Origin of the sequence: Corynebacterium sp. CTNIH16, assembly GCF_032821655.1 — a bacterium.
Taxonomy (GTDB): Bacteria; Actinomycetota; Actinomycetes; order Mycobacteriales; family Mycobacteriaceae; genus Corynebacterium; species Corynebacterium marquesiae.
The window spans coordinates 1-674 of the sequence record NZ_JAVBIG010000037.1 but is presented as its reverse complement, the minus strand read 5'-3'; the positions used below and the strand labels follow the sequence as shown (position 1 = coordinate 674).

The following is a 674-nucleotide window of genomic DNA, read 5'->3' as shown; positions in this document are numbered from 1 at the left end:
CGTGAGGCCCCCCTTCTCCCGAAGTTACGGGGGCATTTTGCCGAATTCCTTAACCACAGTTCACCCGAACGCCTTAGTATTTTCAACCTGACTACCTGTGTCGGTTTAGGGTACGGGCCATACACACACATCGCTAGAGGCTTTTCTCGACAGTACAGGATCACCACCATCAACCCCATTGGGTCTACGCATCACGCCTCAACCTAAATGTGTAGCGGATTTACCTACCACACGGTCTGCACGCTTACACCACCAATCCACTAAGTGGCGTGGCTACCTCACTGCGTCACCCCATCACTTGAACCACACATCAGGCCCCACGACATCAACACCACCAACACTCAAAGAGTATCGGTAGTGCATCCGCGGTGGTTAGTATCAGTGCTTCATCATGGGCGCGCATGTACGGGTACCAGAATATCAACTGGTTATCCATCGACTACGCCTGTCGGCCTCGCCTTAGGTCCCGACTCACCCTGGGAAGACGAACTTGACCCAGGAACCCTTAGTCATCCGGCGGATAGGATTCTCACCTATCAATTCGTTACTCATGCCTGCATTCTCACTCGCACACAGTCCACGCCTCCTTACGGTAACGCTTCCACCCATGCACGACGCTCCCCTACCCAACTTAAAAAGTTGCCGCGGCTTCGGCGGTGTACTTGAGCCCCACT

General features: G+C 54.0%; 1 rRNA gene. It reads right to left on the bottom strand.

The window, feature by feature from the left end:
- Window positions 1-674 (bottom strand): 23S ribosomal RNA (locus RAE04_RS11695); the annotation flags it as partial.